This window comes from Amycolatopsis thailandensis, from assembly GCF_002234405.1.
GTDB lineage: Bacteria > Actinomycetota > Actinomycetes > Mycobacteriales > Pseudonocardiaceae > Amycolatopsis > Amycolatopsis thailandensis.
In genome coordinates this window covers 17714-39088 of sequence record NZ_NMQT01000025.1, presented here as the reverse complement: position 1 = coordinate 39088, position 21375 = coordinate 17714, and the positions used below count along the sequence as shown (strand labels likewise).

The 21375-nt window shown below is 69.5% G+C and carries 22 protein-coding genes; 11 read left to right on the top strand and 11 right to left on the bottom strand.

The features are described 5' to 3' along the window. Window positions 1–7 precede the first annotated feature (7 nt). Complete coding sequence (locus CFP71_RS08205; RefSeq protein ID WP_093933225.1) at window positions 8–1699, bottom strand: SDR family oxidoreductase; 1692 nt, start codon at window positions 1697–1699, stop codon at window positions 8–10. A gap of 36 nt (window positions 1700–1735) precedes the next feature. Further along, window positions 1736–3235 (bottom strand): MFS transporter, encoded by a 1500-nt coding sequence (locus tag CFP71_RS08200; RefSeq protein ID WP_093933224.1) that lies wholly within the window; start codon window positions 3233–3235, stop codon window positions 1736–1738. A 254-nt stretch (window positions 3236–3489) separates the two neighbouring features. Here CFP71_RS08200 and CFP71_RS08195 point away from each other — a divergent pair, with 254 nt between their 5' ends. The 6 genes from CFP71_RS08195 (at window position 3490) to CFP71_RS08170 (ending at window position 9035) form a co-directional block, all read left to right on the top strand. Continuing rightward, window positions 3490–4080 carry a TetR/AcrR family transcriptional regulator gene (locus CFP71_RS08195; protein WP_093933223.1) on the top strand — a complete coding sequence of 197 codons (591 nt, stop codon included), beginning with the start codon at window positions 3490–3492 and terminating at the stop codon, window positions 4078–4080. 162 nt (window positions 4081–4242) lie between these two features. Continuing rightward, window positions 4243–5070, top strand: a complete 828-nt coding sequence (locus CFP71_RS08190; protein ID WP_167406045.1) for an ABC transporter ATP-binding protein — start codon at window positions 4243–4245, stop codon at window positions 5068–5070. After that, window positions 5067–5900: an ABC transporter permease gene (locus CFP71_RS08185; protein WP_244199599.1), complete on the top strand. Its 834-nt coding sequence runs from the start codon at window positions 5067–5069 to the stop codon at window positions 5898–5900. Before CFP71_RS08190 ends, CFP71_RS08185 begins: the two co-directional genes overlap by 4 nt. Continuing rightward, complete coding sequence (locus tag CFP71_RS08180) at window positions 5897–7057, top strand: sensor histidine kinase (protein WP_093933221.1); 1161 nt, start codon at window positions 5897–5899, stop codon at window positions 7055–7057. Before CFP71_RS08185 ends, CFP71_RS08180 begins: the two co-directional genes overlap by 4 nt. Next, a complete protein-coding gene (locus tag CFP71_RS08175) occupies window positions 7054–7674 on the top strand; it encodes a response regulator (protein ID WP_005156061.1) in 621 nt (206 codons plus the stop codon). Before CFP71_RS08180 ends, CFP71_RS08175 begins: the two co-directional genes overlap by 4 nt. Window positions 7675–7688: 14 nt before the next feature. Next, a complete protein-coding gene (locus CFP71_RS08170; RefSeq protein WP_093933269.1) occupies window positions 7689–9035 on the top strand; it encodes a serine hydrolase domain-containing protein in 1347 nt (448 codons plus the stop codon). Here the strand turns inward: CFP71_RS08170 and CFP71_RS08165 are convergent. Together CFP71_RS08165 and CFP71_RS08160 are read right to left on the bottom strand one after the other, a co-directional pair. Next, on the bottom strand, window positions 9032–9541 hold the full coding sequence (locus tag CFP71_RS08165) for a hypothetical protein (protein WP_093933220.1): 510 nt from the start codon (window positions 9539–9541) through the stop codon (window positions 9032–9034). The two genes, CFP71_RS08170 and CFP71_RS08165, sit on opposite strands and share 4 nt — an antisense overlap. Further along, window positions 9541–9858: a hypothetical protein gene (locus CFP71_RS08160; protein ID WP_093933219.1), complete on the bottom strand. Its 318-nt coding sequence runs from the start codon at window positions 9856–9858 to the stop codon at window positions 9541–9543. The genes CFP71_RS08165 and CFP71_RS08160 overlap by 1 nt, the downstream gene beginning before the upstream one ends. Window positions 9859–9973: 115 nt before the next feature. Between CFP71_RS08160 and serC the strand changes: the two genes are divergently transcribed. Then, window positions 9974–11101 (top strand): phosphoserine transaminase, encoded by a 1128-nt coding sequence (gene serC / locus CFP71_RS08155; protein WP_093933218.1) that lies wholly within the window; start codon window positions 9974–9976, stop codon window positions 11099–11101. A 1-nt stretch (window position 11102) separates the two neighbouring features. Here the strand turns inward: serC and CFP71_RS08150 are convergent, their stop codons facing one another. The 5 genes from CFP71_RS08150 to CFP71_RS08130 form a co-directional block, all read right to left on the bottom strand. Beyond that, entirely contained in the window at window positions 11103–12302 is a 1200-nt protein-coding gene (locus CFP71_RS08150) for a glycosyltransferase 87 family protein (RefSeq protein WP_093933217.1), read from the bottom strand. A 92-nt stretch (window positions 12303–12394) separates the two neighbouring features. Then, window positions 12395–13609: an ABC transporter permease gene (locus tag CFP71_RS08145; protein WP_093933216.1), complete on the bottom strand. Its 1215-nt coding sequence runs from the start codon at window positions 13607–13609 to the stop codon at window positions 12395–12397. After that, on the bottom strand, window positions 13606–14292 hold the full coding sequence (locus CFP71_RS08140) for an ABC transporter ATP-binding protein (RefSeq protein WP_093933215.1): 687 nt from the start codon (window positions 14290–14292) through the stop codon (window positions 13606–13608). Before CFP71_RS08140 ends, CFP71_RS08145 begins: the two co-directional genes overlap by 4 nt. After that, window positions 14289–15389 (bottom strand): peptidoglycan-binding protein, encoded by a 1101-nt coding sequence (locus tag CFP71_RS08135; protein WP_093933214.1) that lies wholly within the window; start codon window positions 15387–15389, stop codon window positions 14289–14291. The genes CFP71_RS08140 and CFP71_RS08135 overlap by 4 nt, the downstream gene beginning before the upstream one ends. After that, a complete protein-coding gene (locus CFP71_RS08130; protein ID WP_093933213.1) occupies window positions 15386–15937 on the bottom strand; it encodes a hypothetical protein in 552 nt (183 codons plus the stop codon). The genes CFP71_RS08135 and CFP71_RS08130 overlap by 4 nt, the downstream gene beginning before the upstream one ends. Before the next feature lie 673 nt (window positions 15938–16610). Here CFP71_RS08130 and CFP71_RS08125 point away from each other — a divergent pair. The 3 genes from CFP71_RS08125 (at window position 16611) to sepH (ending at window position 19465) form a co-directional block, all read left to right on the top strand. After that, complete coding sequence (locus tag CFP71_RS08125) at window positions 16611–17270, top strand: response regulator transcription factor (protein ID WP_093933212.1); 660 nt, start codon at window positions 16611–16613, stop codon at window positions 17268–17270. After that, window positions 17267–18430 (top strand): ATP-binding protein, encoded by a 1164-nt coding sequence (locus tag CFP71_RS08120; protein WP_093933211.1) that lies wholly within the window; start codon window positions 17267–17269, stop codon window positions 18428–18430. The genes CFP71_RS08125 and CFP71_RS08120 overlap by 4 nt, the downstream gene beginning before the upstream one ends. 189 nt (window positions 18431–18619) lie before the next feature. Then, window positions 18620–19465, top strand: coding sequence for a septation protein SepH (gene sepH, locus CFP71_RS08115; RefSeq protein WP_093933210.1), 846 nt, complete (start codon window positions 18620–18622; stop codon window positions 19463–19465). 36 nt (window positions 19466–19501) lie between these two features. Here sepH and CFP71_RS08110 read toward each other — a convergent pair whose 3' ends face one another. After that, entirely contained in the window at window positions 19502–19867 is a 366-nt protein-coding gene (locus tag CFP71_RS08110; protein WP_093933209.1) for an MmcQ/YjbR family DNA-binding protein, read from the bottom strand. 33 nt (window positions 19868–19900) lie between these two features. Here CFP71_RS08110 and CFP71_RS08105 point away from each other — a divergent pair, with 33 nt between their 5' ends. Continuing rightward, window positions 19901–20719 (top strand): hypothetical protein, encoded by an 819-nt coding sequence (locus tag CFP71_RS08105; protein ID WP_093933208.1) that lies wholly within the window; start codon window positions 19901–19903, stop codon window positions 20717–20719. On the opposite strand, the gene CFP71_RS08100 is transcribed toward CFP71_RS08105, so the two are convergent. After that, the gene (locus tag CFP71_RS08100; RefSeq protein ID WP_093933207.1) at window positions 20716–21357 is read right to left on the bottom strand and encodes a DUF2537 domain-containing protein; all 642 of its coding nucleotides are present in this window, start codon (window positions 21355–21357) and stop codon (window positions 20716–20718) included. The genes CFP71_RS08105 and CFP71_RS08100 overlap by 4 nt on opposite strands. Window positions 21358–21375 lie beyond the last annotated feature (18 nt).

Genomic DNA, 21375 nt, shown 5'->3' with positions numbered 1-21375 from the left:
GCGGAGGTCACGGGGTGACGTCCAGCTTCGCCGCGGCCCGCAGCAGTCCGGGTGTGAGCCGGGAGAGGACGAGCGCGGCCTTGGCCTCCGGTGTCGACGGCTGGATCGCCTTGTCCTTCTCGACCGCGCGCAGAATGTCGCGTGCGACCTTCTCCGGTCCGAAGCCGCGTTTCGCGTACAGCTTGCTGCTCGACTTCTGACGCCGCTTCTGCTCGATGTCGTCGACGCCGACGAACCGGGTGGTGCTGGTGATGTTCGTGTTCACGATGCCGGGGCAGATCGCGGTCACGCCGATGTTCTCGGCGGCGAGCTCCGCCCGCAGGCAGATGCTCAGGGTGAGCACGGCGGATTTCGTGGTGGCGTAGGCGGAAAGGATCTTCGACGGGAGATAGGCGGCGGCCGAAGCGACGTTGACGATCTGGCCGCCTTCGGCCCGCTCGCGCATCTGCTCGGCGAAGACGCGGCAGCCGTGGATGACGCCCCACAGGTTCACGTCGATGAGGCGTTCCCAGTCCTTGACCGTCGTGTCGAGGAACGGACCGGACATGCCGATCCCCGCGTTGTTGACGACGATGTCCGGGACACCGAACTCTTCCTTGACCTGCTGCGCGAACTTCTCGACGGCTTCGGCGTCGGAGGAGTCCACTGTGTACTCGCCGACGGTGACACCCTTGTCCCGCAGGAGTTTCGCGGTGTCCGCGGCGGCGGAACCGTTGATATCGGTGATGACGAGGTCGGCACCCCGGTCCGCGAACGCGAGCGCCGTCGCGCGGCCGATCCCGCTGCCCGCGCCGGTGATCAGGACGAGCTTGTGCGCGAAACCGCCCGTGCGGGCTTGCTTGAGCGCACGGCTTTCCTCACCACCTTCGACGTGGTCGATCAGCTCGGCGGTGGCGTCGGCGATCACCTGAGGCTTCTCGCGGACCACCCAGTGCGTCCCGACGATCCGGCGGACGGACAGGTCCGGCGCCCAGCGCTCGATCTCGGTCTGCAACGGCGTCGTGACGAACTTGTCGCCAGTGGGCGCGAGCACCTGCACCGGGATCTCGGCACTGCGCGGCTTCGGCCGGGAGAGCCGGGTGAACATGTTGGCGCGGTAGAGATTGAGCCCGAACAGGCCGTCCGAAGTGGACGGCGCGGCCGCCGCCGGATCCATCCGGCCGATCAGCGCGCCCATCGCCCCGGTGCGCCACAGCAGCTGCGGGATCAGGGGGATCTGGAAGCCGAGGATGTAGGTCGAGTGCGCCCACTGGACGAGCGCGTTCTTGAGCCGTTTCGGGCTCGGGCGCACCTGCGCGCGGAACCACGCGCCCGCGTGGTCGAGGCTCGGCCCGGAGATCGACGTGAACGACGCGAGCCGCCCGCGCAGCCTGTCGCCGGTGACCGAATGCCAGGTCTGGATGGAGCCCCAGTCGTGCGCGAGCAGATGGACCTTGCCCTCGGGCTGGACCGCGTCGACGACCGCGGCGAGGTCCTCGGACAGCTGGTCCAGCTTGTAGGACGCGCGTCCCGAAGGCTTGTCCGAGCGGCCCGCGCCGCGGACGTCGTAGACGACGACCCGGTAGCGGCGTTCCAGCAGGGCGGCGATGCCGTCCCACATGGAGCCGTTGTCCGGGTAACCGTGGACGAGCACCACCGTGGGCGCGTCGTCGACACCGGTCACCCGGACCGAGAGGCGGACACCGTCGCTGGCCGTCACCCACGTATGAGACATATTGTCATGTTAGACAACATGTCAATAAGGCCGTTTCTTGAGCAGCGCGCGGCCGACCGTCCACACGGTGTCGATCACCAGGACGAAGGTCCAGATCCGGCCGAGGTTCAACAGCCAGTGACCGCTCGAGTTCCAATACCAGCCCGCGTCGTGCGCTTCGCCGAACAAGGCTTCGACGGGCCAGCTGTAGCCGGCCATCGCCAGTGCCGCCTGCGCGAGGACGTACACCGCGACATGGATCGCCCAGTTCCGGAGCGGGTTCGCCCGCTTGTTCGCCTCCTCCGTCACCGGTTCGGGCTCTTGTGGACTTTCCTCGATCATGCGGGGAGCCGGGTTTTCCTTTTGTGACACCGTTTTTCGGTGTTCCACGGGAAACTCCGCAACTCCGACACGCCGTACGGCGCCACGAACCACGAACGATCCGAAGATCAGGAGCGCCGCCGCGCCGAAGCAGGCGACGCGCCAGCCGACGTCCGAGCCGTAGAGTTGCCCCGCCAGGAAGGTCCCGATCGTCGCTCCGAGTAGCGTCGCGCTTTCGTAGATTCCCATGGCCCGGCCGAGGCTCAGCCCTGCCGCCTCGGCGACCACCGCCTGCTCGACGGGGATGGCCGCGGCGAACGCGGCCGCCGACAGGACCCACATGACGGCGAGCACCGCCGGGCTCGGCGCGAAGGACAGACCGGCGGCGAAGACCGCGCTCGCCAGCATCGCCAGCGAGAGCACCCGCGTCCGGCCGACCTTGCGGACGAAACCGTGCAGGTAGTCCGGCAGCAGGCTGTACACGATGAAGCCGGGGATGAACACCGCCGCGATCTCGCCGAGCTCCAGCCGGTGCCCGCGTTGCAGATGCATCAGGAGCAGCAGCGCGACCCCGGCCTCGGCCATCGCGGTCAACGCGACGAGCGCGAGCATCGGGCGCATCCGTTTGCCCAGTTGCAGGAGCCGTGGCGCTCCTTCCTCGCGCACCGGCGCGGATTTCGCGTTCAGCAAGACCACCGCGGCCACGACGCAGGCCGCCGCGCCGAGCCAGAACACCCCCCGGTAGTCGATCCAGGCGATCGCGGTCAGCGCGACCACGAACGCGATCCACGTGCCGCCGCCCTCGGCCGCGAACAGCTTGCTGAACGCGCCGTCGTCCCGCGCGAGCCCCTCCCCCACACGGGCCCGCAACGCGACCCAGAACAGGGCGCCACCCGCGCCGCCGAGAACCGCGGCCAGGTACGCGACACCGATCCCCGGCGTCACAGCGTAGACCACAAAGGACAGTCCATAGAGGACCGCACCGACAGCCGCGATCCGGCCCCGGTCGAACCGGTCCGCCAGCGAGCCCGCGATCGGCCGGACCACGAACGACACCAGTGTCTCCAGCGCGGTCAGCGCCCCGACCTCGGCGGCCGACGCGCCGAGCTGGCTTCCCACCCACAACGGCAGGAGGAAATCGAGGACCTCCGCCGGCCCCTTGGTCAGCGCGGCGGCGAGCTGATTCTCCTCCGACCGCCTTTTCTGTGCTGTCTCATCCACCCCAGTACCCCCCTTTTTTCGGATACGACTGTATTCTAAAGAGGCTTGCTGGGCAAGCGATAGGACCCCTTCACCCCCTGCCGGCTGCGAGGTTGCGGGCGGAAGGTGCCCCCAATGTGGCATTGGGGACACTGAGCGTCTCCAATGCCACATTGGGGGCACCGATCACGAGGCTGCCGCGCGTGGATCGGGGTGCCCGTTCGCGGAGTGGTCGCGGTCGACCCGACCGGGTCGGCGGAGAGGAAGATGCGAACGTGCCGAAGATCGTGGACCGGACCGAACGCCGCCGGGAGATCGCCGGCGCCCTCCTGCGGATCGTCGCGCGTGAAGGCGTCGAGGCCGTGAGCGTGCGCTCGGTCGCCGCGGAAGCGGGCGTATCCGGTGGCGCGGTGCAGAAGTACTTCTCCACCAAGGAAGATCTGTTCCGCTTCGCCCTCGACATGACGAGCGAGTTCCTGGAGCAGCGCTGGAACACCCTCGACCAGTCCGGGAACCTGCTGGACCTGCTGCTGCGGCTGCTCGTCGAGGCGATGCCGCTCGACGAACAGCGCCGCGCGGAGGTGATCGTCATCAACGCCTTCACCGCCCGCGCCGCCGTCCTGCCGTCGTGGGCCGAGTTCATCCGCACCGGCTACGACGAACTCGCGGAGATAACGGCGCAGTACATCTCGAAGGCCCAGTCGGCAGGCGATGTCCGGGACGACCTCGTGGCCTCCGACCTGGCCGACGCCGTCCTGGCCCTGTCGGACGGCTTCGCGAACCGGATGCTCACTTCGACCGACCCGGCCGCACTACTGCCGTCCCTCGAAACCTCCGTCCGCACCCTGCTCACCCCCCGCGTTTAGTCCTCTGGATGCAGCACTCCAACAAGCATGTACCGCATCCAGAGGACTAAAAGCGGGAGGAGGAGACACCGGTGTCCACCGATCGGTTGACAGCCGGGTTCAGTCCTGCGGACGTCCCGGGGCACCCGGCGCCCCAAGCACGATCGACGTATGAAAACAGCGGTGAAAACGCGGGGCCTGCGCAAGGAGTACCCGGGCCACACGGCCGTCGGGGGCATCGACCTCGACATCGAACAAGGCGAGGTGTTCGCGCTGCTCGGCCCCAACGGCGCGGGCAAGACGACGACGGTCGAGATCCTGGAAGGCCACCGCGAGCGGACGTCCGGTGACGTCGACGTCCTCGGCGAGGACCCCGGGACCGCGAGCCGGGCCTGGCGGGCGCGGCTGGGGATCGTCTTGCAGACGGCCAACGACGCCGCCGAGCTCACCGTCGCCGAGACCGTCCGGCACTACGCCCGCTACTACCCGAATCCGCGTGACGCCGAAGAAGTGATCGAGAAGGTCGGCCTGACCGAGAAGGCGGGCGCCCGCGTCAAGAGCCTTTCCGGCGGGCAGCGGCGTCGCGTGGACGTCGCGCTCGGGATCATCGGGCGGCCCGAGCTGGTCTTCCTCGACGAGCCCACGACCGGATTCGACCCGGCGGCCCGGCGCCAGTTCTGGGACCTGATCAGGAGTCTCGCCCACGAGGGCACCACGATCCTGCTCACCACCCACTATCTCGACGAGGCCGAGGCGCTGGCGGACCGCGTCGCCGTCATCACGCGCGGCGCGATCGTCGCCGAGGGGACGCCGCAGACGCTGGGTGGCCGGGCGACGGCGGAGGCCACCGTCCGCTGGGCCGACGAACGCGGCAGTCACCAGGAGCGCACCCACTTCCCCGCCAAGCTCATCCGCGAGCTCTCCGCCGACGGCCGCGAGCCCTCGGAGCTGACGGTCCACCGGCCCACCCTCGAAGAGACGTACCTCGACCTGATCGGAGAAGCCCGGTGACCACACAGTCCACGCTGACCCACCCGGGCACCCTCCCCGGCACCCTGTCGCTGGGTCTCATCCGGGGCTCCGCCGAACTCAAGCAGTTCTTCCGCATCCGGGAGCAGGTGATCTTCACCTTCGCCTTCCCGTCCCTGCTGATGGTCCTGCTCGGTTCGATGCTGAACTCCTCGATGCCCGGCATGGCGATCACCACCGGCCAGGTTCTGGCCGCGGGCATGATCGGCTCCGGCATCGTGTCGACGTCGTTCAACAGCATCGGCATCGGCCTCGCGTCGGACCGGGAGGCCGGGGCACTCAAACGGCTGCGCGGCACGCCGATGCCCGCCGCGTCCTACTTCATCGGCAAAATCATCCTGGTCGGCTTCACCAGCATCGCCCAGGTCGCGCTGATGTCGGTCGTCGGCAGCCTGCTGTTCGACCTCGAACTGCCCACCGACCCGATGAAGCTGCTGACCGCGCTGTGGGTCTTCCTTCTCGGCGTCACCAGCTGCACGCTGCTGGGCATCGCGCTCAGCTCGGTGACGAAGTCGGTCAGCGGCGCGGTCGCGGTGACCAACCTGATCTACATCGCGCTCCAGTTCATCTCGGGCGTGTTCGTCACGCCGATCAGCAATCTGCCGAAGGTTATGGTCACCATCGCCTCCTTCTTCCCGGTGAAGTGGATCTGCCAGGGCTTCCGCTCGGTGTTCCTGCCGGCCGAAGCGGCGACACAGGAAATGGCGGGGACATGGGAACTTCCGATGGTGGCGCTGGTGCTGACGGCGTGGTGCGTGGCGGGGCTGCTGCTGGCGAAGCTGACGTTCCGCTGGTCGAACGAAGGCAGGTGAACGCCTGGGAGCGGCTGTTCTGGCTCTGGGAGGTCCTCTTCGGGATCACCTTCGTCGCCACGACGGCACTGATCCTCATCGGGGACGACGCCACCGTCGACAAGACGATCGCGATCCTGTGCCTGGTCGGCGTCGGCGTCGCCTACCTGGTCCGGGGCCGCGGCCTCATCAAGGGCCCGGACTACGAGGACACGCCGTGGCTGTTCGTCGGGATCCTGATGCTCCTGCTGACCGCCGCCACCTTCGCCACCACCACCTCGAGTTTCATCCTGTTCTTCGCCTGCCCCGTGCTCTACATGACGTTGCCGACGAAGACGGCGTCGATCCTCACCACGATCGCGGTACTGCTGGGGCCGCTGTCGTCGATCGTCCGGGGCGGCCTCGATCAGCCCGCGTTGCGCATCCTGGTGCCGATGACGGCGATCCTGATCATCTTCAGCCTGCTGGCCGGGCGCTACACCACGCAGATCATCGAACAGAGCAAGGCTCGGGCCGCGTTGATCGAGCAGCTGAAGGCCAGTCAGGCGGAGGTGTCCCGGCTCTCCAGGGAGGCTGGGACCGCCGCCGAACGCGAGCGCATGGCCCGGGAAATCCACGACACGCTCGCGCAGGGTTTCACCAGCATCGTCACGCTGACCCAGGCCATCGAGTCCGAAATGGACACCGATCCGAAGGCGGCCCGGCGCCACCTCGAACTGGCGGCGCGGACGGCGCGGGAGAACCTGGCCGAGGCACGGGCGATGGTCGCGGCGCAGGGGCCGTCCGCGCTCGCCGCCGACTCACTGGAAGAGGCCTTGCGCCGGCAGGTCGAACGGCTGACCGAGGAGGCCGGGATCGAGGCGTCGATCGAGGTCGACGGCCCGTTGCCCGCACTGCCGATGGCCACCGAGGTCGTCGTGCTGCGCGGGGCACAGGAGGCCTTGAGCAACATCCGCAAGCATTCGCGCGCCACCGAGGTGTCGCTCCGGCTGTCCGTTGTGGACGGACGCGTCCGGCTCGGCGTGACCGACGACGGCGCCGGATTCGACCCCGCCGCGCCCACCGGCGGCTTCGGCCTGGCGGGGATGCGGACGCGGGCGGAACAGGTCGGTGGCATCGTGACGCTGAAAAGCGAACCCGGTGCGGGGACGAAGCTGGAACTGGAGGTGCCCGCGTGATCACGATCATGCTGGTCGACGATCACCCCGTGGTGCGGGAAGGCCTGCGCGGCATGCTGGAGGCCGAACCGGACCTCAGCGTCATCGGGGAAGCGGGTTCCGGGGACGAAGCCGTGGCCTTGAGCCGGGTCAAGCAGCCGGACGTGATCCTGATGGATCTGCGGATGCCCGGTCTCGACGGCGTCGGCGCGACCCGGAAGATCCTCGCGGACCGGCCCGGCCAGCGGGTCGTCGTGCTCACCACCTACGAGACGGACGCGGACATCCTGCGCGCGGTCGAGGCGGGAGCCTCCGGCTACCTGCTGAAGGACGCTTCGCGCACGGAGCTGGCCGGAGCGATCAGGGCGGCGTCACGCGGCGAGACGGTCTTGGCCCCTTCGGTCGCCGGGAAGCTGGTGAACCGGGTGCGCAACCCGACGGCGTCGCCGTTGTCGGCGCGCGAGATCGAAGTGCTCCGGCTGGTGGCGCAGGGCAGCACGAACGCCGACATCGGGCGAACGCTCCACATCAGCGAGGCGACCGTCAAGACCCACCTGCTCCGGACGTTCGGAAAACTGGACGTTTCGGACCGCACGGCGGCTGTGACCACCGCTATGCGACTGGGCCTGCTCGGGTAGGCAGAATGCGTCTCATGCTTGCCACGACCGAAATGGCGCTGCTACGCCGCCTCGCGCACGAGCAATCCTCGTGCCGCGCCCCGTCCATCGTCGCCGCCGTCGTCCGCGACGGAGAACTCGTCTGGTCAGGAGGACGCGGACGCGTCGACGGCGCGACGCCGGGCGCCGACACCCAGTACCGGCTCGGATCGATCACCAAGACGCTCGTCGCGACGGCCGTCATGCGCCTGCGCGACGAAGGCAAGCTCGACCTCAACGACCCGCTCGAACAGCATCTGCCGGGTACCGCGTTCGGCTCGGCCACCATCGCGCAGCTGCTCTCGCACACCTCGGGCCTGACAGCGGAATCGCCCGGCTCCTGGTGGGAGCGCACGGTCGGCGCCGACTGGGACGCGCTAGTCGAAAGCCTCAAAGACGGCGCGACGCGGCTGCGGCCGGGCAGCAAGTTCCACTACAGCAACGTCGGCTACGGCGTGCTCGGCGAGCTGGTCGCCCGGCACCGCGGGCAGTCCTGGCTCGACGTCGTCCGCGCCGAGATCCTCGGCCCGCTCGGCATGACCCGGACCTCGCCGCATCCGGAAGGCGCGCACGCGAACGGATTCGCCGTGCACCCCTTCGCCGACCTGCTCATGCCGGAGCCGTCGCCGGACGCGGGCGCGATGGCGCCGGCCGGGCAGCTGTGGTCCACGATCACCGACCTCGCCCGCTGGACGGCGTTCCTCGGCGGCCACACCGGTGGCGTGCTGAGCGAGCAGACCGTCGCGGAGATGCGCGAAATGGTCACCGTGGACGACGGCGACACCTGGTCCACCGGCTTCGGCCTCGGCGTCATGCTGGTCCGCACGGAGGGCAGGCGCCTGGCCGGGCACACCGGATCGATGCCGGGCTTCCTCGCCTGCTCGCTGGTCGACGCGAACGCCGGCCTCGGCGCGCTGGTGCTGACGAACTCGACGGCGGGCGTCGGCATCACGCAGCTGTGCCTCGACCTGATGAACCTGACCGAACAGCACGAACCGTCGATGCCCAAGGAATGGGTTCCGTCCACTGTGGACCCGAAGCTGCTGGAGCTGACCGGGCTGTGGCACTGGGGCCCGACGCCGTACCACCTGCGGCTGCTCCCGGACGGCCTGTTCTCGCTCGCGCCGTCCGACGGGCCCGGCCGCGCGTCGCGGTTCGCACCGGTCGGCGAGGACACCTGGGTCGGCCTCGACGCCTACTACGCGGGCGAGACGCTGCGGGTCGGGCGGGACTCGGCGGGGAAGCCGAACCACCTCGACCTCGCGACGTTCATCTTCTCGCGGACGCCGTTCGACCCGGCCGCGCCCATCCCGGGCGGCGTCGACCCCGACGGCTGGCGCTAGCGGAAGCGGAAGGCGGCGGTCGTGAACTCGCGACCGCCGCCCGCGCACACCAGGACGTCGCTGTAGTCGGGGTCACCGACGACCCACATCCGGCGCGGGCCGCGCAGCGACTCGGCGAGTTCGCCGGGGCATCTCTCGATGACGAACTTCGCCGGGCGGCCGTCGAGGACGGCCCACCCGCGCGCGGTGTCCGCGTCCGGATCCAGTGTGGCGGTGGCCAGCGCCCAGGGGCCGAACACGACGTCGAGGACACCTTCACGACGCCGGATGGTGAACCGCAGCGCCGTCCACCACTGGCGGGTCTTCGGCGAAGAGATCTCGTCCGGCCCGTCTCCGTACACCCAGCGCGGCAGGCCGGGGACGAACACGAGCACGAGCGCCCCCGCGAAACCGAGCGGTGCGGCGATGGCCGTCGTCTCGTCCCACTCGCCGAAGACCCAGTGGATCACGAACACGAGGAAGTACAGGAACAGGAAACTCCATCTGGGTCTCCACGGATCGGGCATCAGGCAGCCGGGGTGTGCCCGACGGCCGTCCCCACCGCCGCGATGAACTTGCGGGCGATGCGCTTGCCTTCGCCCCAGTCGACGAAACCGAACTTCAGGCTCGTCTGGATCGCCAGCCCCGAGCCCTCCGGCGTCCGCTCGACCTTCACCGTGACCGTCTGCCCGTAGCTGAACAGGCCCATGCTGGTCGAGAAGGTGACGTAACCCGCGGCCGAGTCGTAGTAGGGGTTCTTCCCCTTGACCGCGGTGACCCCGCTCTGGAGGGCCTGCCACAACGCCTCAGGGGGCAGGGGGAATCGTTCGTGCACTGTCGCCATGAGGCGAGAAGCTACCCGGCGGTCGGCGACGGCGGGAGGGAGTTCGCTGATCCCACATACCGGACAGGCGGCACCGACTGTCAGCAGGCCCGTCCCGACCTGAGAGACTGGGCACATGACCGACGCACCTGAGTTGACCCTCCCCGCGGACCTGAAGCCTGCCGATGGCCGCTTCGGCTGCGGACCGTCCAAGGTCCGTGACGAGCAGCTCGCCAACCTGGCGAAATCCGGTGCCACCTACCTCGGCACCTCGCACCGGCAGAAGCCCGTGAAGTCCCTTGTCGGCCGCGTGCGCGCCGGTCTGTCTGAATTGTTCTCCCTGCCCGAAGGCTACGAAGTGGTCCTCGGCAACGGCGGGACGACCGCATTCTGGGACGCCGCGGCGTTCGGCCTCGTGCGGGAACGCTCGCAGCACTTCACCTACGGCGAGTTCTCCTCGAAGTTCGCCACGGTGACCAAGGGCGCCCCGTTCCTCGCCGACCCGATCGTCGTCAAGGCCGACCCGGGCAGCGCGCCCGAGATCGCCTACGAGGCCGGTGCCGACCTGGTCGGCTGGGCACACAACGAGACCTCGACCGGTGTCGCGGTGCCCGTCCGCCGCCCCGAAAACAGTGACGGCGCGCTCGTCGCCATCGACGCCACCTCCGGCGCGGGCGGCCTGCCGGTCAAGGCCGAGGACTTCGACGTCTACTACTTCGCGCCCCAGAAGTCCTTCGCCTCCGACGGTGGCCTCTGGATCGCGCTGGCCTCGCCCGCCGCGGTCGAGCGCATCGGCGAGATCGGCGCGAGCGACCGGTGGATCCCCGAGTTCCTGTCGCTGACCACCGCGCTCGACAACTCCCGCAAGGACCAGACGTACAACACCCCGGCGGTGTCGACGCTGTTCCTGCTGGCCGACCAGATCGAGTGGATGAACTCGAACGGCGGCCTGGAGTGGACGACCGCGCGCACGCGCGACTCGTCGACCCGGCTCTACGAGTGGGCCGAGAAGACCTCGTACACGACGCCGTTCGTCAGCGACCCGTCGCTGCGTTCGCAGGTCGTCGGCACCATCGACTTCGCCGACGAGGTGGACGCCGCCGCGGTGGCGAAGGTGCTGCGCGCCAACGGGATCGTCGACACCGAGCCGTACCGGAAGCTCGGCCGCAACCAGCTGCGTGTCGGCCTGTTCCCGGCCATCGACCCGGACGACATCACGAAGCTGACCCAGAGCATCGAGTACGTCGTCGAGCGCCTGGGCTGAGCTAGCTTTCCGTGAAGGCCCCCTTCATTGCGCCAGGCGCAATGAAGGGGGCCTTCACGTACTTGGGGAAGACTGCGGCCAGCACTAGGAGCAACAAGCCGTAGAGGACGAAGGATTCCGTCGCCAGCCACCAGCCGAAGCTCCCGGCGGGCCGCGGCGCGAGCCACATCGGCGCGATCACGAACAGCGCCGCCGTCACGGCGGCGAGCACGTACGAAACCGCCGATCGCAGCCACACCAGCAGCACGAGGATCGGCACGCACCAGATCCAGTGGTGCGTCCAGGTCACGGGCGAGACCAGCAGGCCGCCGATCGCGCAGGCGGTCAGCGCGAACACCGGTTCCACGACGCGCGCGATCACGAACGCGGTCAGCGCGACCACCACGACAGCGGCCAGCACCCAGACGATCTCTTCCGCCGAGCCGAACCCGAATCGCGCCAGCATCCCGCGCAGCGACTGGTTGCCGACGTAGCCGCGATCGCCGATGCGGCTGGTGTCGAAGAGGACGTCCGTCCAGAACTTCGCCGACGCGCCGGGCGCGAACGCGAACATCAGCAGCCCGGCGCCGAGGAACCCGGCGACGACCCGGGCGGCGGAGCGGAAGTCCTTGCGGAACAAGAAGAACAGGATGAAGAACGCCGGGGTAAGCTTGATCGCGGCGGCGACGCCGATCAGCAGTCCCTTCGTACGCGCGCGGCCCGGCAGCAGGGCGTCGAGCACGACCATCAGCATCAGCAGGGTGTTGATCTGGCCGAAGCCGAGCGTCGACCGGACCGGCTCCATGATCCCGCCGACGGCCTGCGCCCCGATCGCGGCCAGGACGGCGATGGCGCGACCCCGGACGTTCGCGCGGTCGGTGAGCGAGCCGTTGAGCGTCGCGACGAAGAGGTACACGACGATCCCGCCCGCGATGATCGACGCGAGCCCGACCAGCCTCGTCGCGATCGCCGTGGACAGCAGCGTGCCGGGTACGAACACCGCCGCCGCGAACGGCGTGTACGTGAAGGGCAGCCAGCCGCCGTGCGTCTGGACCCAGGTGCCGTACAGGTCTCCCGAATCGAGGAGCAGCCGGGAACCGCCGACGTAGACCTCGAGGTCCTGGCCGTCGAAAACCTTCATGGTGAACAGCACGCCGACCACGACGACTTCGAGCGCGAGCAGCGCCCCCGCGAGTTTCCGCCCCGACAATCCCACCAGCACCCGGCGAGATTACCCACCGCCACCACGCAGTTAGTCCTCTGGATGCGGTAGTTGGCAGTGCGAACCACCGCATCCAGAGGACGAAACGCCAGCTAGGCGAGGGCCTGGGTCGGCGGCAGCCGCGCCGCGCGCATCGCCGGATAGGCACCCGCGACGGCACCGACGAGCGCCGAGACCCCGACCCCGCCGAGCAGGGCGCCGACCGGAAGCACCGCCGGCCAGCCCTGGCTCAGCGCGTACCCGGACGTCACGAGGACGCCGACCAGCACCCCGGCGATCCCGCCGAGCCCGGACAACAGCACCGACTCGGCCAAGAACTGGCCTCTCACCTGCCGTTTCGTCGCGCCGAGCGCGCGGCGCAGGCCGATCTCCCGGCGCCGCTCCAGCACCGAGATCACCATCGTGTTGGCCACCCCGACGCCGCCGACCAGCAACGCCACCCCGCCGAGCCCGAGGAACAGCGCGCTGTAGGTGTTCTCCGTCAGCTTCTGCGCCTCCAGCGCCTCCGACGGGCGACGCACCTCGACCTCGTTCGGCGCCTCCGGGTTCATCGTGTGCGCGAGCACCGAGCGGACGTTCTCGACCTGCGAATCCTTCGCCCGCACGTACACGGTGGTCGGATGCCCCTTGAAGCCGAGGAGCCGCACCGCCGCGTCCCAGCCGACCAGCGCCGACCGCTCGATCTCGGGCGCCAGCGGCGTCGGCCCGAGGATCCCGCCCACGGTGAACCACTTCCCGTCGATGAACACCTTCGGCGGGGCGGCCTGGTCGATGTGGTCGATCCCGAGCCGCGCGGCCGCGACCGAGCCCAGCACGACGACCGGGTAGTCGCGGGTCGCGTCACGGAGGAACCGGCCGTCGCGAACGGAACCACCGATGACGTCGAGCAGTTCCGGCGTCGCCGCGAAGACGGACAGGCCGGACGTCTCGTCCTTGTCGATCTTGTCCGTCCGCCGGACCGACGCGCCGGTGCCGCCGGTCGCGGACGCCGCCGTCACCGGGGCGATCCGCTTCGCCATCGGCACAGCGCTGTCCGGCAACGTCGCGTCGCCGCCGAACATCGTCTTGCCCGGTCCCGCGGTGAGCAGGTTGGTGCCGAGCGCGGACAGCTGGTCTTGCAGTGCCTTCGCGCCCGACGCCGGGATCGCGAGCACCGCCACCATCGCGGCGATCCCGATCCCGATGCCGAGCGCGGACAGCACCGCGCGCATCGGCCGCGTCCGCATCCCGTGCGCGCCGAGGTTCAGCACGTCACGTGGGCCGAGCCGGGCCGGATCCGGCGTCTTGTCGAGCACCGGCGCGCTCACACCGGCACCCCCGTCCCGGTGTCGAGCCGGATCCGGCCGTCCCGCAGCTCGATCCGCCGCGGGATACCCGCCGCGATCTCCCGGTCGTGGGTGATGATCACGACCGTCGTCCCCTGCGAACTCAACGTGGCGAGCAGGTTGAGGATCGCCGCGCCGTTGCCCGTGTCGAGGTTCCCGGTCGGCTCGTCGGCCAGCAGGATCGACGGCGAGTTGACGACCGCCCGCGCGATCGCCACCCGCTGCCGTTCCCCTCCGGAGAGCTCGTTCGGGAAATGACCCGCACGGTGCGCGAGACCGACCCGGTCGAGCGCCGCCAGCGCCCGCTCGCGCCGTTTCCGCCGCGGCACCCCTGCGTACAGCAGCCCCGTCGCGACGTTGTCGACCGCGCTCACCCCCTCACTGAGGAAGAACTGCTGGAACACGAAACCGATCCACCGTGACCGCAGCGCGGAAAGCTTGCGGTCGGGCAACTTCGCGACGTCGTGCCCGCGCAGTTCGATGACGCCGCTGGTGGGCCGGTCGAGTGTGCCCATCAGCTGCAAGAGCGTCGACTTGCCGGAACCGGACGGCCCGAGGATCGCGACCATCTCCCTGTCCTCGATGGACAGTGTCACCTCGTGCAGGGCGCGCACGCCGCCGGGATAGGTGCGCGAGGCGTCGCGCACGGCCAGCACCGGGGTCATGACGTCGTCACCACCCGCATCCCGGCGGCGAGGCCGGTGCCGGTGATCTCGACGCGGCCGCCGGAGAACAGGCCGGTCTTCACCGCGATGAGCCGTCGCTTGCCGCCTTCGTCGACCTCGACGGCGTAGCCGCCCTCGGCGAGCGCGAGCAGGGCGCCGACCGGGACCGCCAGCACTCCACTGTGGACTTCCTTGGTGAACCGCACCGAGACCGGCGTCGAATCGAGAGACCCCGCGGCGGCCGGATCGTCCAGCTTGATCTTGACCTTGATCTTCGGCTTGCCGTCGTCCTGCCCGGCGCCGTCCTTGCCGTTCTCCGCGACCTTGCCGACCTCGGTGATCACGCCGTCGGTCGTCTTGCCGCCGGTGATTTCGACCCCGACCTTGTCCCCCTCCTTCGCGATGGCCTGCTTGGCGGCGTCGAGTTTGACCTCGACGATCCGCTCGGTGCCGGTGTACTTCAGCAGTTCGCCGCCGCCGGGACCGCCGAGCTGCGCGGCGAGCTGCGAAACCCGGATCTCGCCGGCCGCGAGGACGACGTCGCCCTGCCCGAAGGCGCCGGTCTGCTCGACCCCCAGCGACTTCTGCCACTTCTTGATCGCGGCGGCGGTGGCCGAGGTGAACTTCTTGTCGGGCGTGCCGAAACCGCCGAAACCGAGCGCCTTCAGGTTCTCTTCCAGCTGCTTGACGTCCGGGCCGTCCGCCGCCCCGTCTGCGAGGTCACGGAAGAACGGCAGCGTGCCGTAGAACAACGGGACCGGCTTGGCGTCGACGCCGTAGACGGCCTTGCCGCGGGTGAGCACGGCGCCCGCGTCCGGAAGGGACGTGATGGTGCCCTGTTTCCGGCCGGCGAGGGAGCTTTCCTCGCCGTAGCCCAGCTTTCCGCTCGCTTCTTCCTCCTCCTGCAAGTCGGTCTTCTCCACCTTCGCGGTTTCGACCGGTGGCGGCGCCTGCCCGACCTGCTGGGCCTCCGACGTCACCCTGGTCAGCACGACCACCGACGTCGTCCCGACCACGACGGCGAGGACCGCCGCGATGATGAACCAGCGCGCCCGGCGCGAACGCCGAGCGCCGCCGGGACCTTCGTGTTCGCTCATTTCGCCGGAGCCGCCCTCATGGTCATGCCGAGACCGCAGGCCTTCGCCGCTTCTTCGAACTTCTTCGGGTCACCGTTCGCGTCGCCCAGCGCGATGGCGGCGCCGCCCTTGCCCGCGGGCTCGGGGTCCGGGAAGTCGATGCCGTGGTCGCGCATGCACTTGGCTTCCTTGCGCATCTTGTCGAGCTCTTCCGGCGTGGGCGGTTTGATCTCGCCGCCGTTCGGCAGGAGCTTGCGGCACGCCTCGTCCGCCGCCTTCATCTTGTTCTCGTCGAATCCACCCTCGACCGCCTCGAAGGTGACCGTGTCCTGGCCGTTGGCGTCCCTCTTGGGATCGGGCATGTCGACCCCGTGCTCGCGCATGCACTTCGCGAAGTTGCGCCTCTTGTCCTCGTCGGACACGTTGTCGGCCTGCTGTCCGTCACCGGCGCCGGCGCTCGGCGGCGATGAGATCGAGGCGACCTTGTCGCCGCCGTCCCCGCCGCCGCAGCCGGCCACCAGCGCGAAGACCGCTCCGGCGATCAGTGCCGCCATCGGTCGTTTCCGCATCGCTGCTCCTTCGGTCGTCTTGGCGACCCGATTTCTACGGAGGCGGCGATTCCGGCGCGGTAAGCGAAGTCGCTTATGTCGCGCTTACGCTCCCACTGGTCCGGCCCGCGGCAGGTGCACCCAGCCGTAACTCGCGTGCTTGACGCCGTAACTCGTGTGCTTGAAGCCGGATCACGCGAGTTACGGCTCCAAGCACATGAGTTCGGCCTCCAAGCACGTGAGTCACGGCTCCGATCACGCGAGTTCGGCCGGGGCCACCTGGCCGGCTGAGCCAAGCCGTCCGCAGGTACCGGCTCTGTCTCGGCAGAACGCGTTGTGAAAGCCACTTTCGCAACCTTCAACGTTGCGAAAGTGGCTTTCGCGACACCGGGCCGAGGTGGGCCGAGGCCGGACCGGTCCGTTCGCGTGACCGAGTGGACGACACGTGTGATCAGACGGACGACACTCGTGGCCAGACGGACGACATTCGGCGACGGCCGAGTCCCCACCGCGTGCCGTCCGCCCAATCACGCGTGTCGTCCGTCTGATCACGGGTGTCGTCCCACCGGTCACGCGAAACCGTCCGACCGCAGGTACCCAAGACACGATGCCTCCAACCCGACCGGGCCACACCACCCGGCCGGACGACCCGCGCTTATCTCGCGCTTACCCCCATCCGGGGCAGACTGACCTGGTGAGAGTGCTGGTGGTGGAAGACGAGCGGCTCCTGGCGGACACGATCGCCGAGGGCCTGCGACGGTTCTCCATGGCCGTCGACGTCTGCTACGACGGCGGCCAGGCCCTGGACCGGGTGGGGGTGCACGGCTACGACGTCGTAGTGCTCGACAGGGACCTTCCCGTCGTGCACGGCGACGAGGTCTGCGCGGCGGTGCTGAAGACCGGCGGCGAGGCGCGCGTCCTCATGCTGACGGCCGCCACCGACGTCGACGACCGGGTCGCCGGGCTGGGCCTCGGCGCCGACGACTACCTGACGAAACCGTTCGCGTTCGCCGAACTGGTCGCGCGGGTGCAGGCGTTGTCGCGGCGCGCGCGGCCGGCGCTGCCGCCGGTATTGGAACGCGGCGGCGTCGTCCTCGACCTGCCCCGGCACCAGGCGTCCCGCGACGGCCGGTTCCTTCCCTTGTCCCCCAAGGAATTCGCGGTACTGGAGGTGCTGATGCGCGCCGAAGGGACCGTGGTCAGCGCGGAGGACCTGCTGGAGAAGGCGTGGGACGAGCACGCCGACCCGTTCACGAACGCCGTCCGCGTGGCGATGATGACGTTGCGGCGCAAGCTCGGCGAGCCGCCGCTGATCGAAACCGTGCCCGGCGCCGGTTACCGGTTCGGGTCGTGAAACCGCTCCGGCTCTCCGTCCGCACCAAGCTGACGGCGCTCTACGGCGGGGCGTTCCTGATCGTCGGGCTCGCGCTGCTGATCGTCAACTACCTGCTGGTGAGTTCGAAGCTGCCGGACACGGCCGCCTTCGCCGACACCGCCGCGGGCATCTCGGTCCAGCGCGCCCAGGCGTACCCGATGGACACGGCGACCATCATGCCCGTCGAGCGCGCCCAGGCCACGCAGCTGGTCGCGACCTCGATCACCGAATACCGCTCGGACGTCCTCTCGACACTGCTGTGGCAATCGCTGGTGGCACTGGCGATCGCCGGCGCGCTCGCGGTGCTGCTCGGCTGGCTGATGGCGAGCCGGGTGCTGCGGCCGCTGCACGCGATCACTTCCACCGCGCGGAAACTCGAGGTCGAGAACCTCGACAGGCGGATCGACCTCGACGGCCCCGACGACGAACTCAAGGAGCTCGCCGACACCTTCGACGGCATGCTCGACAGGCTCGCCGTGTCGTTCGACAGCCAGAAACGCTTCGTCGCCAACGCGTCCCACGAACTGCGGACCCCACTGGCCGTGCAGCGCACGCTGGTCGAGGTGGCGATGGCCGACCCCGACGTCAGCCCGGAGGTCCGGAAACTCGGCGAGCACCTGATCTACACCAACGAACGCAGCGAACGGATGATCGAGGGCCTGCTCGTGCTCGCCCGCAGCGATCGCGGCCTGGCCGCGCGCGGCCCCGTCCGCCTGGACGAGGTCGCGGCGACGGTCATCCGGTCGGCGGCGGCCATGGCCGAGGAAGCGGGCGTCACCGTGGAGTCGCGGCTGCGGCCGCGGACCGTGTCCGGCGACCCCGTGCTGCTGGAACGGCTGGTCACGAACCTCGTGCACAACGCCATCACCTACAACCGCAAGGGCGGCTGGATCCACGTCGACATCGGCGGCGACCCGGCGCTGGTGGTGCGCAACACCGGCCCTCAGGTGCCGTTGGACGCCGTACCCGCGCTGTTCGAACCGTTCCGGCGGCTGTCGGTCGACCGGACCGGCGACTCGCGCAACGCCGGGCTCGGCCTGTCGATCGTCCGGTCCATCGCCCAGGCGCACGGCGGGACCGCGGGCGCGGAACCGGGCGGACGCGGCGGCGGACTGGTCGTCCGGATCCGGCTGCCGTAGATTCCCCCGATCGTGACTGTGTGTGTCCAGCGCGTCACGCGGCGAGCCGTGGATTACTCCAGCAGAATGCACTTGCGGTCATGAACAAAATAGTGAGCAGGACACATGACATCGGCGCGCCTCACACGTCAAGGCGACGCGCCGTTTTAACGTGGACACCCACAAAGGTGAAGAATCGGGGAGGCGAGAATGCGAGCGCTACGGGTGGTCGGGCTGCACGAGGACGGTAAGTCCATCGTGTGCGAAGACCCGGCGAGCCGCACGCGCTTCCTGCTCCCCGCGGACGAGAGGTTGCGAGCGGCGGCGAGGGGTGACATCACCCGCCTCGGCCAGATCGAAATCGAGTTGGAGAGCCAAATGCGGCCACGCGAGATCCAGGCACGAATCCGGGCCGGTGAGTCCGTGGAGCAGGTCGCGAGCAGCGCCGGCGTGACCGTGCAGCGCGTCGAGCGGTTCGCGTACCCGGTCCTGCTCGAACGATCCCGCACCGCCGAACTGGCCCAGCGCGCGCACCCGATCCGCGAAGACGGCCCCGACGTGCAGACCCTCGGTGAGGTCGTCGCGCACTCCTTCGGGCAGCGCGGCCACGACTACAGCCAGGCGACCTGGGACTCCTGGCGCGGCGACGACGGCAAGTGGGTCGTCGTGCTGAGCTGGAAGGCAGGCCGCTCGGACAACCGCGCGCACTGGGCGTTCGCGCCCGGCGCGCACGGCGGCACCGTGCAGGCGCTCGACGAAAACGCCGAAGTCCTGCTCAATCCCAACGCCTACCGCGCCCCGCGCACGGTCCGGGCGCTGGACCCCGCCAAGGAACCAGCCGTCCAGCCCACTCTCGATTCGGCTCCGGACGAACCGGTCGCGAAGGTGATCGACGCGCCGCTCGCGGAGCCCGACGAAGATGTCGAGCCACCACTCCCGGCTGACGAGCCGGAGGAAGTGGCCGAACCCGCTCCACGGGCGAAGGGGAAGAAGAACCACCCCATCGTTCCATCCTGGGAAGACGTCCTGTTGGGCGTCCGATCGCAACGAGGTTGACTTCGCACGTAATGGCCCCTTCCGGTGGAGGGGCCATTACGTGCGTCCGGGGACCTGCGCGATCAGGGATTTCGGCGCCACGAGGCAATAGGCGTCGGTGACGATCCGCTCGATCTCGGCCCAGTCGACGTCGACGTCCACCCGGACCCCGATCCAGCCGCTGTGCCCGACGTAGGGCGGCCGGAAGAACCGTTCCGGCTCGGCGCCCACCAGTTCTTCCTGCGCGCCGGGCGGCGCCGGGCACCAGAACGCGACCTTGTCGTCGTGATGACGGTCGGCGTATTTGACGAACGACTTCTTGCCGCGCACGAACCACGCCGGCTCGCCGTGGCTGAGGCGCTCGGAGGTCTCCGGCAGCGCGAGGCAGAGCCGTCTGAGTGAAACGAGCGGGTCACCGGCCATGGATCTCAGTATCCTCGTGCGAGGGGGATACTCATGCACGATTGGTACATCAGCACCGTCCGGTTGCGGTACGAGGTGTTCACCGGGGCGCCGTACTCCCACGTGTCACCGCTGGAATGGCGGCTCGACCCTGACAACGTCCGCGGGATCGCGCGCGAACGCGGCTACCTGGAGATCCCGCCGATGTACCAGGGCTGCCTCAGTTTCCAGTACGCGCCACAGCACGTGCCGCCGGTTCCCTGGTTCGACGGTCCCGACCGGCCGGACAAGGACCGGGAACGCTGGCTGCTCAACCGGATCAGCGGTTCGGACCAGGTCTGGATCAGCCTCAAGCACGCGAACCTCTCCGCCCGGCGTGTCGCGGAGGTCGCCGAGACGGAGGGTTTGCGGGTCGCGGCGGATTTCGGCGATCCGGACGACCGGATCCTCCTGCTCGGCCGCGACCCGTCACCACCGCGGCTTCCCTTGCCCGCGCCGCCGGGGCCCGGGTTCCGCCCCGTGTGGCTGAACGGCATCGTGCCCGTCACGATCGCCGTCCTGCTCGTCGTGGCGCTGATTTCCGCCGGAGCGTCGGACGAATCCGAGGACCCGCTGGCCAACCTGCTGTTCTTGGCCGCTTTCGCCGGAATCATCCCGACCGCCTTCGTCACCTGTGTGTTCCCGCGCACCTCCCGCCTCGGGTGGCTCGCGCGGGAATTCGACGGGCGGCCCCACGTGCAGATCGCGATGCGCGCCTACCGGATCTCCCCGGCGCTGGTCGTGCAGATCGCCGGATACCGCGGTTACACGCTGAGCGGGCAAAGGACGACGCAGGCGGGCGGGCAGATCCTGATGTTCTCCAAACGCGTCTAGAAGACGACGACCAGCACGCCGATCCACGCGATCACGATCCCCGCGGCCGCGCCGAACGACGCCCACCGCACGATCGGCACCCGGCGCGCCAGCCACAGCGACGGAGCGATCCCGGCGGTCACGACGGCGGACGCGAGCAGCGCGAGCCAGCCGCTGGTCTCACGCGCCAGGGTGTTCGCCAGCGCCAGCATCGCCACGACGACCACGGCCGCGACGAACGCGGAGATGGTCAGCCCGGTCAGCCACGGGGTCGGTTCCCCGGCGGGGTCCGGCGTGCCGAAGAGGCGGCGCGCGAGTTCGCTGCGGGGTGCCGGAGTGGGCGGGTCGACGATGACGCCTTCGCCGGAGACGGGATCGACGAACCGCACCGAGGTGCCCATCGTGGCGGCGACCCGCTGGGCGAGCTGACGACCTCGCTGGGAGACCACGGAAACGGCTTCGGTGCCGGTGTCGCCGGAGTCGGGGTCACCGGAGTCGCCGGGGCGGGCGGCGCCGACGGCCGACGCGACACGCGCCCACTCGTGCAGCGCCTGGGCGAGGTCCGAACCGATCGCGAGTGAGTGCGGGTCCACCTCGCGCGCGCTTCCGCCGTCCGGCCCGGCCAGCACCGCGCGTCCCTCACGGATCCGCAATTCCATGGGTTCTCCTCGTGATCG